This window comes from Flavobacterium ginsenosidimutans, from assembly GCF_037478105.1.
Taxonomy (GTDB): domain Bacteria; phylum Bacteroidota; class Bacteroidia; order Flavobacteriales; family Flavobacteriaceae; genus Flavobacterium; species Flavobacterium ginsenosidimutans.
The window spans coordinates 3,356,541-3,370,726 of sequence record NZ_CP147988.1 but is presented as its reverse complement, the minus strand read 5'-3'; the positions used below and the strand labels follow the sequence as shown (position 1 = coordinate 3,370,726).

Below are 14,186 nucleotides of genomic sequence, written 5' to 3'. Positions count from 1 at the left end.
CAATTACAAAAGATGATCAAAATCAGTTTCAGAAAAAATTACGCAATTCTTTTTAAAACTTGGAATTTAAATCCGAGCTAAGACATCAAACAAAATCGTATGGAATTTTGAATTTCAAAAAATTGGAATTTTATAAAGAAATAGAATTTAACCTCTAAACTGCGTAGAGAGGAGGATGAAAAGTAAGATTAGAAGCCCCTATTGGTTTCTTTTCAAATAAAATGGAAGAATTATCTTTTGATTCGATAACTGGAATTACACTAAAATTAATTTCAGTAGCATTTTGAACATAAACAAGCTCTAATTTATCTTTTAAGCTGTCTTGCATTTTTCGTTCGTTATCAGAATATTTTTTGATGCTTTTTTGAAGTTCACATCGACCATTACAACTGTTAAAAGCTTGTTTACGCTGAACGCAAATCGTTTTAGCAATTTCTTTCTGGTTGATTTTGAATGAAGCATAAACAAACAGACTGCCAAAAGAGGGCGACAGAATTAAAATAGAAAGCGCTATTATGATTAACCTTTTCAACTGTTTGTTTAAATATTCGCCCACAAAAGTACATACAATTTTGTATTTATTTTAACGAAACAGGATTTTTTATTTAATAAAAGATAAAAATATCTTATTTATAAAAAACGAATCGATCATAAAATAACGATATATCGTAGATTTAAAAAACTTCAAAAATCGACAATTCCTTTAAAACAAAGGCCTTAAAGATAAAGGCACGTTAATTGGCTAATGTTTGGCATCACATATTAATTTAAAATGCGAAGCATGAATACAATCCAAATATTTCCACTTGCACGTGCACCAGTAATCAAAATCTATAAAAAAATCACTTCTTAATCTAGATTAATCGATGCAGATTTCATTCCGTAATATATTTGCATCATAATCAAACAAAATAAAACACAAAACAAGTTATAAGTTTAAATTTTAAACTTAAAAGCCAATTTAAATTAAAAATATAAAACAAATTAATATTAAAAATCAAAAACCATGAGCACATTTACAGTAAAAGACGGAACACAGATTTATTACAAAGACTGGGGAACAGGACAACCAATCGTTTTCCACCACGGATGGCCTTTATCAAGCGATGATTGGGACGCACAAATGATGTTTTTTCTTCAAAAAGGATACAGAGTAATTGCACACGATCGCCGCGGACACGGACGTTCTGGACAAGCTTCTGAAGGAAACAACATGGAAACTTACGCATCTGATATTGCTGAACTAACTGAGGCATTAGATTTAAAAGATGCAATCCACGTTGGTCATTCAACTGGAGGCGGTGAAGTAATTCGCTACGCTGCAAAATACGGAAAAGGACGTGTTGCAAAAGCAGTAATCATTAGCGCTGTAACTCCTATTATGATTCAAAACGAATCTAATCCAGAAGGTGTTCCATTGTCTGTTTTTGATGAAATCAGAAAAGGAACTGGATTCAACAGAGCACAATATTTTTACGACTTCCCTATTCCATTTTACGGATGGAACCGCGATGAGCAAACTGTTCAAGAAGGCATCAAACAAAACTGGTGGCGTCAAGGAATGATGGGTTCTGTTTTATCTCACTACGAAGGAATTAAAGCTTTCTCTGAATCAGATTTTACAGAAGATTTGAAAAGTTTAGATATTCCGGTTTTGGTTTTACACGGAGAAGATGACCAAATAGTTCCTTATGCACAAGCGCCTAGAGCTGCAAAACTGTTGAAAAACGGGAAATTAATTTCTTATCCTGGTTTTCCTCACGGAATGCCTACTACAGAAGCAGAAACTATCAACAACGATATTTTAGATTTCATCAAATAAATCAATAATCACTGCCTGTAAAGGTTCAATTTACAGGCAGTTTAATCTTCTCAAATTATGAGTTTTTTTCAACAACCCTCTTTTGATACCGTTACAGAAGCTTTGCAATGGCTGAGCACACAAGGTTATACAGAAAACTTTAATCTGGATACCAATTGCATTCGCTATAATAATAACACACAAAGTATGTCGCCAGAAGAATTCAAGATTGAATATTTATTCCGATTTGAAGGCGATACCGATCCTGGAGACGAAGATATTGTGTATGGAATTAAATCTGAAATCTACAATTTAAAAGGTGTTTTAACCAGCGCCTTTGGAATTTATGCTGATTCTGTTTCTGCAGAAATGATTAAAAAGCTTTCAACGCATTAACATAAAAAGGCATATCGGTTTAACAAAATTACGATATATCGTAAAATATTTTTCCCTATTAAAAATACAATACCTTATTCAACAACAAATTAAGAGTTTGGCACCTCGTTGGCTTAACTAATTATAAATCTAAACAAATAAATATCATGAAACCATCAGTTAACTTATTATCACCAGACAATCACGCTTTAGTATTAATCGATTTTGAAGGTCAAATGGCTTTCGCTACAAGTAATATTCCAGTAAGCGAATTACGTACCAATGTAGCAATCGTTGCTGGAGCATCTAAAATTTTTAATGTAGCAACAGTTGTAACAACAGTTGCAGAAGAAAGTTTTTCTGGGCCAGTTTTTCCAGAACTTGAAGAATTTTACCCAATTGCAACTTCTGGATATATTGACAGAACTACAATGAACACTTGGGAAGACGAAAACGCTTATAAAGCTATCGTAGCAAAAAACAAAAAGAAGATTGTACTTGCTGGACTATGGACAGGTGTTTGCATTGTAGGCCCTGCATTATCAGCAATCGAAGAAGGTTATGAAGTTTATGTTATTACAGATGCTTGTGGCGATGTAAGCAACGAAGCTCACGAACGTGCAGTACAGAGAATGGTACAAGCGGGAGTAATTCCAATCACTTCTATTCAATACTTATTAGAACTTCAAAGAGACTGGGCTCGTGAAGAAACTTATGGTCCAGTTACAACATTAATGAAAAAATATGGTGGTTCTTACGGAATTGGAATTCACTACGCACATAACATGTTGAAACACTAATTTCGACTAATTCAAATTTATTATAAATCTCTTACGCTTCATTATGTTGGAATCATCAAAATCCATATCGCCAAATAAATTCGTCTGGATCATTATTTTATCTTTTCTTTTAATGGGAAAAACCGCTTCTGCTCAAAGTTTTAAGCTTTTGCGTTACGATGAAAATTATGAATTCTTAAAAGATTCAAGCAGAAACTTTTATGAAAGATTAAAATTCATTCCGTTAAATCAGCAGAAAGATATTTATATGTCACTTGGAGGCGAAGCAAGATATGAATATGTTGATTTCAACAATGAAGATTGGGGAAGATTAAATATTGGCCATAATAATTTTTTGCTGCAGCGATACGATCTTCATGCTGATATTCATTTAGGAAAAACCTTTAGAATATTTGCGCAATTAAGAAGTGCCTTGGAAGACGGCCGTGTAAACGGAGCACGAGGCATCGACGAAGATCAGCTAAATGTTCAGAATTTATTTTTGGATGTAAATGTCTGGCAGCAAAAAGACAAAAAAATAACCGTTCGCGCTGGAAGACAAGAATTAGATTATGGTTCTGGAAGATTGATTTCTGTAAGAGAAGGTCCAAATGCTAGACTTTATTTTACAGGAGGAAAAGTAATGTACACGTCTTCAAGAGTATCGGTTGACGCCTTTGCAATGATGGCAGATACCATTTACACAGGAGTTTTCGATAATAAAATGTCTAAACAATTGAATCTCTGGGGAGCTTATTCTAAAATAATTTTTCCGAAAGCAGGAAATCTCGATGTATATTATCTCGGAATAAGAAGAGATTTATCGCTTTTTGAAGAAGGAATTGCTCCAGAAAGAAGACATACTGTTGGAACAAGATTATGGAAATACGGCGGCGGATTCATTTACAATTTGGAAGCAGCTTATCAATTTGGAACTTTTGGATCTGGAGATATAAATGCTTGGACAGGATCTATTGATATTGGATATATGTTTGAAAACACAAAATTCAAACCCACGATAAATCTTCGAAATGATTATATATCAGGAGATAAAAATCAAGGAAATGGAAACCTTCAGACATTTAATCCGCTTTATCCAAAAGGAGGTTATTTTGGTTTCAGTCCGCAAGTTGGACCAGTAAACCTTATCGATATTCATCCTTACGCAACGATGGATTTACTTTCAAATTTAAAGATGCAGGTCGATGTGGTTTTAAACTGGAGATATTCAACTCAAGACGGAGTTTACAGACCAAGCGGAATGCTTAACCTTCGCGGAAGCGATTCTGACGAAAGATATATTGGAACTGCTTATTTGGCCAATTTCACATACAACGTAAACAAATATATTTCGGTAGTCAGCGGTATTCAATATTTTAAAACGGGTGCTTTTATCAATGACATTATTCCGAATTCAAAAGACGGGGTTTTCTTTAACGCCCGACTTGGATTCAAATTTTAATTAAACATATAAATTAATTTTTAACACATAGAAATATAGCTTTTTGGAACGTATAAAAGGCGTTTCACTTATATAAATGCACATAGCTGTGTCAACTTTGTCAAAGTTTAAAACTTTGACAAAGTTCTCGCAAAACGTTCATAGAGCTATGTGTAGAAACAAGTTTCTTTCTTTCCTCTTTTTTTAAAGTAAAGAAAATCTATGTTTCTATGTGTTTAAAAACTATAAACCTAAACTATATAAACAATGAAAACAAACACTTCAAAATACAGATTTAGATATTCACATCTGATTCTTTTAATTCTAACATTTTCCTTTAATGGTTTTGCACAAACAGCTTCAATCGGTTCTACTACAACATGGGGAAAAGTTGATGGAGTTGCGGTAAACGGATTGGTGCAAGGGCCATCTGCAGCAGAAGCTGATTTACAAGTTGCATGTGTATTTGAATATACAGAAGGTGATATTTTTAACCCTCCTGCCCTTCCAGCAAATCTAAACGGAATGGTACATTTAGATGATGCTTTAAAAGGCATTATTACAGAGTTACGCAAAAGCGGAAAATTTACAGGTCATGCTCTTGAAACTTTATTGATTACACCTCCAAAAGGTACTTTAGCATCCAAACAATTATTATTAATCGGATTGGGTGACCGCAACAAATTTACTCCCGATTTAATGATCAGCGTTGGAAGCACTGCCATGCGCGAGGCTTTACGTTTAGGTGTTTCTAACTACTCTTTTGCAAGTGATATTAAAGATGCAGGAATCGATTCTCCAACGGCTTTGGTTGCTACAAATGTAGTCTTAGGTTCGTTTGAAGCTTATAGAACGCAATCTTATTTAAAAGAAAAAAAATTAGCTGAATATAAGCCTTTAACGAAAGTTATTCTGCTTGCTGGACCAGCTTTTTACACTGTTGCTGGCGAAGGAATTAAAGATGCAATTACAAAGTTGAACTCTAAATAATCGAACCATGAAAGCAGATTTAATTTTATTCAACGGAAAAATTCATAGCTTCAATGCTGAAACACCAAACGTTACCGCTGTTGCTATTAAAGACGGAAAATTTATTGCCGTTGGAAATGACAGCGACATCATGACTTTTGCTTCTGAAGAAACCAAAATAATTGATCTTCAAAATAAAAGAGTTGTCCCAGGAATTAACGATTCGCATATTCATCTTATTCGTGGCGGTTTAAATTACAACTTAGAATTGAGATGGGATGGCGTTCCTTCTTTGGCAGATGCGCTTCGAATGTTGAAAGAACAAGTAGATCGTACACCAAATCCGCAATGGGTTCGTGTAGTTGGCGGTTGGTCAGAATTTCAATTTGCTGAACGCAGAATGCCGACTTTAGAAGAAATCAACGCGATTGCTCCTGATACTCCTGTTTTTATTTTGCATTTGTACGACAGAGCAATTATGAACAGAGCGGCGCTGAGAGCCGTTGGTTACAACAAAAATACGCCCGCACCTCCTGGAGGACATATTGAACGCGATTCAAACGGAGAACCAACAGGACTTATTATTGCGACTCCAAATGCGATGATTTTATATTCGACTTTGGCTAAAGGCCCAACACTTTCTTACGAACATCAAATCAATTCAACTCGCCATTTTATGAAAGAATTGAACCGTTTCGGAATTACGAGTGTTATTGATGCTGGCGGCGGATTTCAGAACTTTCCAGATGATTATAAAGTCGTTAACGAATTGAATGAAAAGAAACAATTGACCGTTAGAATCGCTTACAATCTTTTCACTCAAAAACCAAAACACGAATTTGAAGATTTCTCAGATTGGATTGATAATGTAAAATTATATCAAGGAAACGATATGTACCGCCACAACGGAGCTGGTGAAATGTTAGTTTTTTCTGCTGCCGATTTTGAAGATTTCCTTCAGCCACGACCAGATCTTCCTGAAAACATGGAAGCGGAACTAGAAAAAGTAGTTCGCCTGTTAGTAGAAAACCGTTGGCCATTCAGACTTCATGCCACTTACAACGAAAGCATTACAAGATTTTTGAATGTTTTCGAAAAGATAAATCAAGATGTTCCTTTCAACGGGCTTCCGTGGATTTTTGATCACGCTGAAACGATTGACGAAAGAAACATTGAACGTGTAAAAGCTTTGGGCGGCGGAATCGCTGTACAAAGCAGAATGGCGTATCAAGGTGAATATTTTACAGATCGTTACGGAGCAAAAGCTGCTGAAAACACACCTCCAATCAAAAAAATGATTGAAATGGAAGTTCCTGTTGGCGCAGGTTCAGACGCTACACGTGTGAGCAGTTACAATCCGTGGGTTTCTATGTATTGGATGACAGTTGGGAAAACAGTTGGAGGTTTACAATTGTACACAGAAACGAGATTGAACAGACAAACCGCTTTAGAATTGTACACTAGAGGAAGCGCTTGGTTTTCGCAAGAACAAACTAAAAAAGGAGATATTAAAGTGGGAATGTTCGCCGATTTAGTGGTTTTAGATCGCGATTATTTTACAATTGACGATGAAGACATCAAAAAAATTGAAGCTGATTTGACCATTGTAGACGGAAAAATTGTGTATGCTAATGGCGATTTTTCTTCATTCTCTCCCCCTCATATTCCAATTTTGCCAGATTGGTCGCCAACGAATATTTACAACGGTTATCCAGTGAGAAGCGGTTTGCAAAGTGCGATTGAAAAAAATGCAAAAGCAGATGCAAAACCAAAACTAACAGCACAAATTCACAGCTGCGGCGGAAGTTGCGATGTTCACGCACATAATCACGATGTTGCCCGAATGAGCAATGTCCCTGTTAACAATTATAATGCATTCTGGGGCGCTTTGGGTTGCTCTTGTTTTGCTTTTTAAATTCTAAAGAAATGATTGAAATTATAAAACAAATCCTGTATTCCGATTTAGGAACAGCATTCAACAATGCAGCACTTTTAGTATTTAGAATTCTGCTTGCGGTTGAACTTTTCAGAGTACACGGAATGAAAAAATTCAGAGTTGAAAACGGACAGAAAGAACACGTTCCAAATCCGTTGCATTTGCCTGAAAAACTAAACGGATTGATGGCAACTTTTTCGGATACTATAATTCCGTTTTTCATCATTTTCGGACTCGGAACACGTCTTGCTGTTCTTCCAACAATTGGCGTAACTGCAATTGGATACTTTGTGGTTCATAAAAATGATTCACTCGAAGTACGCGACGTTCCTTACATGTACACTTTATCTCTATTATTACTTCTTGCCTTAGGCGCAGGAACTTATTCACTTGATTATTATTTATTAAACCTACTTTAAAATGAAAGCAAACATCGGAATTAAACAAGAAAGCATCTCAACAGTTGTAGAAGTATTAACCAAAATTCTAGCTGACGAATTTGTACTTTATACCAAAACAAAAAGAGCACACTGGAACGTTGAAGGGCCAGATTTTTACAACAAGCATCTTTTCTTCGAACAACAATATGATAACATTGACGAAATCGTAGATACTGTTGCAGAGAGAATCAGATCTTTAGGTCATTATACGCCTGCAACGTTAAAAGACTTTTTAGCATTGACACATTTAACAGAAGAATTAAAAGAGAAAAACGACAGCAATGGTTTTATCAAAGAATTGCTTCTAGACCATGAGAGTATTATCATTTACTTACGCGAAAACATAAATAGTATTGCTAACGAATTGCAAGATGCTGGAACAAGCGATTTTATTACTGGACTTGTAGAAAATCACGAAAAAATGGCTTGGATGCTTCGTGCACATTTGAACTAAAAATTATGGAAATACAACAAAAAAATATTTGGTACGTAACCCTGCTTCTAACTATGATTGCAGGGTATTGCGATACCGTAACTTTTGTCGCAGCCGATTCGATTTTCTCGGCACACGTTACGGGAAACTTTATTGTCTTTGCTTATCAAATCATAAAAGGCTCAGACATACACGCTTGGGTTAAACTTCTAACCTTTCCTGTTTTTATTATTGCAGTAATTACAGGCGGAAGAATTGCTTTAAAAAGTACTAATCGCTATACAATTCTATTTTGGGAAGGCATAATATTGGTTTTAAGCGGAATTGCTTCTTACGTTTTTGGCTATTTACAAAATTTTGAAGAATGGACAATGTATGCAGTAGCTATGACAACCGTATTTGCAATGGGACTTCAAAATGCTTTTGGAAAGCTTTACGCGAAAGAAACTCACGGTCCAACTACAATGATGACTGGAAACGTGACTCAAGCTTCTCTTGACTTAGGAAACTTATTGAAAAACGGATTGAAAGACGTAGATGTAGTATTAAGTTTTAAGAAACAATTAGTTACCATAATCGGATTTCTTGCAGGTTGTTTTTTAGGAGCAGTAGCAGGAAAGTTTTTCGGATTAGGAACATTAATTCTACCAGGAGCTTCTATGATAATTTGTTATTTATACCATCGAGAAAACTAGACAAACAAGGACTTTCGGATTGCAGATTTCTGATAATATAGTATCTTTAAAAAATGAATTTCAGCCCTATTATTTCTGTCAAAAACCACGTACACGCCTTACTTACAGTAATTTTATTTTTACTTGTAAATATTGGCATTAACGCGCAATCCAAAGAAGATCCTAATGTTCTAAAAAATAAAATTGCCAAGGCTGAAAGTAATCCGCAAAAAGTAGAATTACTTTTGGCTTTAAGCAATTATTATCTCACTAAAACTGGCGAAGAAAAATCAGATTTAGACAATGCAGATCTCATCAATACGCAAGCAAGATTGCTGAGTGATCGTTTAAAATATAAACTTGGAAAAGGAAAATCTATTCTTCTGGGAGCTCAGATTTATAGAGAAAAAGGCGATAGCGAAAATGCTTTAGAAAAAACAAAAAACGCCATCACCTATTCTAAAAATAATAACTTAACAGAATTAGAAGGAAGCAGTTATGCTGAGCTTTCGATTTACGATGCCGAAATTGATCAGAAAGCAAAGTATAAACAAACGGCAATTCAGCTGTTTAAAAAATCTGGCGCAAAAGAAAAACAAGCAACAACCTTAAAAGAACTTGGCGAATTATACAGCATAAATGAAAATCCAGATAAAGCAGAGCCTTATTTGAAAGAATCTCTTGAAGTTTATAAATCCATTAAATATCCACATTTACAAGGCGTTTACAATCTTCTTTCAGAGATTTACACTCAAAAAGGAAATTATCCTGAATCTTTGAAATATGCCCTTTTAGCCGAAAAAACTGCAATTGCAGTTCATGATAATTCGCTGCAATTAAGCTCTATTTACAATCATGTTGGATTGGTTTATTATTATTTACGCCAAAATGATGATGCAGAAGAATATTGGTACAAAGCATTTGAAGTTGCGAAAAATTATAACGACACAGAATACGTAAGAACAATTGGAGAAAATCTATGTTCATTGCTTATTAGACAGAAAAAAGAAAAAGCAGCTTTAGAACTTATCAAGGAAATGCAGCAAAAATTTCCTAGTTCTAATATTGAACGAATAATGAAAGAGAATTATCTGTTATTCAATATTTATCGAATTTTAAAAAACAATGCAAAGGCTGGTGTTTTTTACAAAAAACTAGCTGATTATTATGGCGAAAATGCTGATAGAAACGGAAACAGTATTGCCGTTTTAAGAAGTTTTGCTTCTTATAATTATCAGATAAAAAAGTTTGACGAATTCTATAGAAACGTACAGCGCTTAGATTCACTTGCAGCGGGTGCAGGAAATAATTTAATTCGATCTGAAAGTTATTTGATTTGGTTTAAAGCTGATTCATCACGAGGTGATTATATCAGCGCGATAAAACATTATCAGCTTTATAAAAGCCTTTCTGATTCTGTTTTTAAAGGAGAAAAAAGCAAACAGATTAACACGCTTCAAATCGAATTTGAAAGCGAGAAAAAAGATAAAAATATCAATTTGCTTCAGCAACAGGCAAAAGTACAGCAAATTCAAATTCAGAAAGATACGGTTGTAAAATATGTTTTTATTGGAAGTGTTGTGGTTCTGATTCTTTTCTTGTTGGTTTTATACAACAGTTTTAGATTAAAAAAGAAAAAAAACGAAGAATTAGAAATTCAGCGTCAGCAGATTAACGAACAAAACGAACTTAACAAAAAAATGCTGATTGAAAAAGAATGGCTTCTGAAAGAAATTCACCATCGTGTAAAAAATAACCTTCAGATTGTCATTAGTTTATTAAATACACAATCGGCATATTTGGATAATGAAGATGCGCTGATGGCGATACAAAACAGCCAACACAGAATGCATGCTATGTCGCTGATTCATCAGAAATTGTATCAATCTGATAATCTGGCAAATATCGACATGTCGTGGTATATTCATGAATTGATCAATTATATGAAAGAATGTTTTGATACAGATAAAAACATCCATTTTGTTTTAGAAGTAGAAAAAACGTATCTTGATGTTGCTCAAGCTGTTCCGATGGGATTAATTATAAATGAAGCCGTCAATAATGCCATAAAATATGCTTTTCCTGAAGACAGAAAAGGAGAAGTACGAATCGTTCTTAAAAATACTGGAGAAAATAATTATAAACTGCAAATTACAGATAACGGAGTCGGACTTCCAGAAGATTTTGAAGAAACAGACAGAGATTCGCTTGGTATGAATTTAATGATAGGATTAAGCGATCAGATTGACGGAGTTTTCGAAATGAAAAATGATAACGGATTAAAAATCACTATTACATTCACAAGAAATACAGAATTTGAAGTTACTGCCGAAAATTCTTAAATGATATAAACAGCATAAATGAAGGAGAAAATTCTAATTGTTGAAGATGAATTTATAGTAGCAAATGATTTAAAAATCATGCTGCAAAAAGCAGGTTACCAAGTTGTTGGTATTGCTTCTTCTGTGGTTCAAGCCCGAAAATTAATCGAAGATAAAAGTCCCGATTGGGTTTTGCTTGACATCATGTTAAAAGGCACTCTAACTGGAATTGATCTGGCTTGGGAACTGCGCGAAATGAATCTGCCTTTTCTTTACATTTCTGCAAATACCAATCAAAGTACGCTTGAAGCCGTAAAAGCAACACATCCTTATGGATTTATGGTGAAGCCTTTTCGTGAGAAAGATTTAATCGTGATGCTGGATATTGCGAGATATCGTTATGATCAAGAAAAAGGAACTTTAGTAGAGAATCCTATTCAAGCCGAAACTCAAGAAATTGAAGGAATCGTTGGTCAAAGTCCACTTTTACAAGAAGTTATTGAAAAAATAAAAATCGTAGCTCCAGCCGAAACTTCTGTTTTAATTTTGGGCGAAAGCGGTACAGGAAAAGAAAGAGTCGCACATTCTATACACGCTCTTTCTTCAAACAAATCAAATCCGATTGTGATTGTGAATTGTGCAGCTTTACCGCAATCTTTAATTGAAAGTGAACTATTTGGTCATGAAAAAGGCGCTTTTACAGGAGCAAATGCTTTACGAATTGGAAAATTTGAACAAGCCAATAATGGTACTATTTTTTTGGATGAAATTGGAGAATTACCGCTTGATTCTCAAGTAAAATTGCTTCGTGTTTTACAGGAAAAAGAAATACAAAGACTTGGTGGCAATAAAACTATAAAAATCAATGTTCGTATTGTAGCGGCAACCAACAGATCTTTAGAAAAAGAAGTTGCAGAAGGCCGTTTCAGATTGGATTTGTACTATCGCTTGAATGTATTTCCAATCCAACTGCCAACTTTAAAAGAACGTAAAGAAGATATCGAAGCATTGGCATATCATTTCTTGAAAAAGTACGCTACAAGTTCCAAACGAAACATTACAAGCATTAGTCAAACTGCTTTAGAACAATTAAAAAATTACGATTGGCCGGGAAATATTCGCGAATTAGAACATTTAATAGAACGAAATGTGTTGCTTGCCAAAACTACTGAAATTGAAAAATTTGATCTTCCATCCAATACTATTTCAGATCCTTTAGAGATCAATATAGGAAAAATAAAATCGATGGAAGAAATGGAAAAAGATCACATTATGAATGCATTACAACTTTGTGACGGAAAAGTTTCTGGTCCAGGTGGCGCGGCAGAATTATTGAAAATGCAACCGCAGACTTTGTATTCAAAAATGAAAAAATTAGGTATAAAACAAGGATATAATTAATCTACATTAAGCAGACTTAACTGCTAGTTTAACGAACTTTGTGGTTCTAAACCAAGACATAAAAAAATAAACATGGAAACAATAAAATTAGAATTAGACGAAAAAAAACACGGCGCTTTTAATCTCTATGTTGATGATAAAAAACTAGGAGAAATGACAGTTAGCATCAAACCCGATTTACTGACAGTTTACCACACAGGAGTTGAACCAGAAGCAGAAGGAAAAGGCTATGCAAAGAAACTTTTAGAAGAAATGGTTTCTTATGTACGCGCCAATAATATGAAAGTTTTACCGCTTTGTCCTTATGTACACGCACAATTCAAGAGACATCCAGATGAATATGAAGATATTTGGAAAAAGTAGTTTCAAGTTTTCAAATAAATAAAATTATTGCCACAGATTAAAAGATTAAAAATCTGCTTAAATCTGCGTGAAAAAACTTTATACAATATTCAAAAAAATCTATTATGAACACAAATATATTAACTGACGGCATTCCTTTAAACGAAGCTAAAAAAGCTTTAATCCTAATTCACGGCCGTGGCGCTGGAGCTCATGATATTCTTTCGATTGCGAGACATCTTAATGTTCAGGATTTTGCATTAATTGCGCCAGAAGCAGAAAACAGAACTTGGTATCCGTATTCGTTTTTAGCTCCTCTTGATCAAAACGAACCGTCGTTTTCAAAATCATTAGAAGCGATTCATCAGGTTGTTGTGGCGATTCAGCAAAATGGAATCGAAAAAGAGAATATTTATTTCTTAGGTTTTTCTCAAGGAGCTTGTCTGGCTTTGGAATTTACAACAAGAAATGCAGCAAAATATGGTGGTGTCGTAGCTTTTACAGGCGGATTAATTGGCGATCAGGTTTATGAAAATCATTATTCAGGAAACTTCGAAAATACGCCAGTTTTTATCGGAACAAGCGATCCTGACTTTCACGTTCCTGTGGAAAGAGTAAATGATACTGAAGCACTTATGCTTAAAATGGGCGCTGATGTTACTAAAAAAATCTATCCTAATATGGGACACACCATCAGTCAGGACGAAATAAATTGTGCAAACGCATTGATTTTCCACAAAAAATAATGATTACGATAACGCGAGTTTATAGCGATGCCAACGGAGAAAGTCATTTTGAAGATTTTGAAGTTCCGTTGAAAAACAATGGCGACATCGGATTTTTATCTGATGATGAACCTGTCAAATCTATCGTTTTTAGAGAAGTCAGTCCTTCTTATGATTACGATTTTCATAATGCGCCAGACCGTCAATATATTGTTTTACTGGAAGGCGGCGTAGAAATCGAAACTTCATTGGGAGAAAAAAGAACATTCAATACAGGTTCGATTCTGTTGGTTGAAGACACTACCGGAAAAGGACACAAAACAAAAAATATTGAGCCAAAACTTCGAAAATCAATATTTATAAAATTAATCTAAACACATAGAAACATAGTCTTCTGAATCAGTAAAAATTTTAACGCAAAGTTCGCAAAGTTTTTTTTATTCGTTTTTTAAAAGGAAAAGACAAACTTCGCAAAGAAAGCTTTGTCTAAAACTTTGCGAACCTTGCGTAAATCCTTGCGAACTTTGCGGTTAAAATAATTATGTTACT

15 protein-coding genes are annotated in these 14,186 nt (G+C 34.5%); 14 read left to right on the top strand and 1 reads right to left on the bottom strand.

The window, feature by feature from the left end; translation table 11 throughout:
• Positions 1-154: 154 nt before the first annotated feature.
• The gene (locus V6624_RS14755; protein WP_239455769.1) at positions 155-532 is read right to left on the bottom strand and encodes a hypothetical protein; all 378 of its coding nucleotides are present in this window, start codon (positions 530-532) and stop codon (positions 155-157) included.
• Positions 533-1,006: 474 nt separating this feature from the next.
• Between V6624_RS14755 and V6624_RS14750 the strand changes: the two genes are divergently transcribed.
• The 14 genes from V6624_RS14750 (at position 1,007) to V6624_RS14685 (ending at position 14,011) form a co-directional block, all read left to right on the top strand.
• Positions 1,007-1,822, top strand: coding sequence for an alpha/beta hydrolase (locus tag V6624_RS14750; protein WP_338839098.1), 816 nt, complete (start codon positions 1,007-1,009; stop codon positions 1,820-1,822).
• 57 nt (positions 1,823-1,879) lie between these two features.
• Entirely contained in the window at positions 1,880-2,197 is a 318-nt protein-coding gene (locus tag V6624_RS14745; protein ID WP_111290648.1) for a phosphoribosylpyrophosphate synthetase, read from the top strand.
• 146 nt (positions 2,198-2,343) lie between these two features.
• Positions 2,344-2,976 (top strand): hydrolase, encoded by a 633-nt coding sequence (locus V6624_RS14740; protein ID WP_338839097.1) that lies wholly within the window; start codon positions 2,344-2,346, stop codon positions 2,974-2,976.
• A 112-nt stretch (positions 2,977-3,088) separates the two neighbouring features.
• The gene (locus tag V6624_RS14735) at positions 3,089-4,417 is read left to right on the top strand and encodes an alginate export family protein (RefSeq protein ID WP_338839096.1); all 1,329 of its coding nucleotides are present in this window, start codon (positions 3,089-3,091) and stop codon (positions 4,415-4,417) included.
• 246 nt (positions 4,418-4,663) lie between these two features.
• Positions 4,664-5,386 carry a M17 family peptidase N-terminal domain-containing protein gene (locus tag V6624_RS14730; protein WP_338839095.1) on the top strand — a complete coding sequence of 241 codons (723 nt, stop codon included), beginning with the start codon at positions 4,664-4,666 and terminating at the stop codon, positions 5,384-5,386.
• 7 nt (positions 5,387-5,393) lie between these two features.
• On the top strand, positions 5,394-7,280 hold the full coding sequence (locus tag V6624_RS14725) for an amidohydrolase (RefSeq protein ID WP_111290640.1): 1,887 nt from the start codon (positions 5,394-5,396) through the stop codon (positions 7,278-7,280).
• Between the two features lie 11 nt (positions 7,281-7,291).
• Positions 7,292-7,720 (top strand): DoxX family protein, encoded by a 429-nt coding sequence (locus tag V6624_RS14720; RefSeq protein ID WP_338839093.1) that lies wholly within the window; start codon positions 7,292-7,294, stop codon positions 7,718-7,720.
• Between the two features lies 1 nt (position 7,721).
• Entirely contained in the window at positions 7,722-8,195 is a 474-nt protein-coding gene (locus V6624_RS14715) for a Dps family protein (RefSeq protein ID WP_263523315.1), read from the top strand.
• A 5-nt stretch (positions 8,196-8,200) separates the two neighbouring features.
• A complete protein-coding gene (locus V6624_RS14710) occupies positions 8,201-8,869 on the top strand; it encodes a YoaK family protein (RefSeq protein ID WP_338839091.1) in 669 nt (222 codons plus the stop codon).
• Positions 8,870-8,922: 53 nt separating this feature from the next.
• Complete coding sequence (locus V6624_RS14705; RefSeq protein ID WP_338839090.1) at positions 8,923-11,190, top strand: tetratricopeptide repeat-containing sensor histidine kinase; 2,268 nt, start codon at positions 8,923-8,925, stop codon at positions 11,188-11,190.
• A gap of 18 nt (positions 11,191-11,208) precedes the next feature.
• Entirely contained in the window at positions 11,209-12,570 is a 1,362-nt protein-coding gene (locus V6624_RS14700; RefSeq protein WP_338839089.1) for a sigma-54 dependent transcriptional regulator, read from the top strand.
• 72 nt (positions 12,571-12,642) lie between these two features.
• Positions 12,643-12,933, top strand: coding sequence for a GNAT family N-acetyltransferase (locus V6624_RS14695; protein WP_338839087.1), 291 nt, complete (start codon positions 12,643-12,645; stop codon positions 12,931-12,933).
• Between the two features lie 104 nt (positions 12,934-13,037).
• Entirely contained in the window at positions 13,038-13,658 is a 621-nt protein-coding gene (locus tag V6624_RS14690) for an alpha/beta hydrolase (RefSeq protein WP_338839085.1), read from the top strand.
• Positions 13,658-14,011 (top strand): hypothetical protein, encoded by a 354-nt coding sequence (locus tag V6624_RS14685; RefSeq protein WP_338839084.1) that lies wholly within the window; start codon positions 13,658-13,660, stop codon positions 14,009-14,011. Before V6624_RS14690 ends, V6624_RS14685 begins: the two co-directional genes overlap by 1 nt.
• Positions 14,012-14,186: the final 175 nt, after the last annotated feature.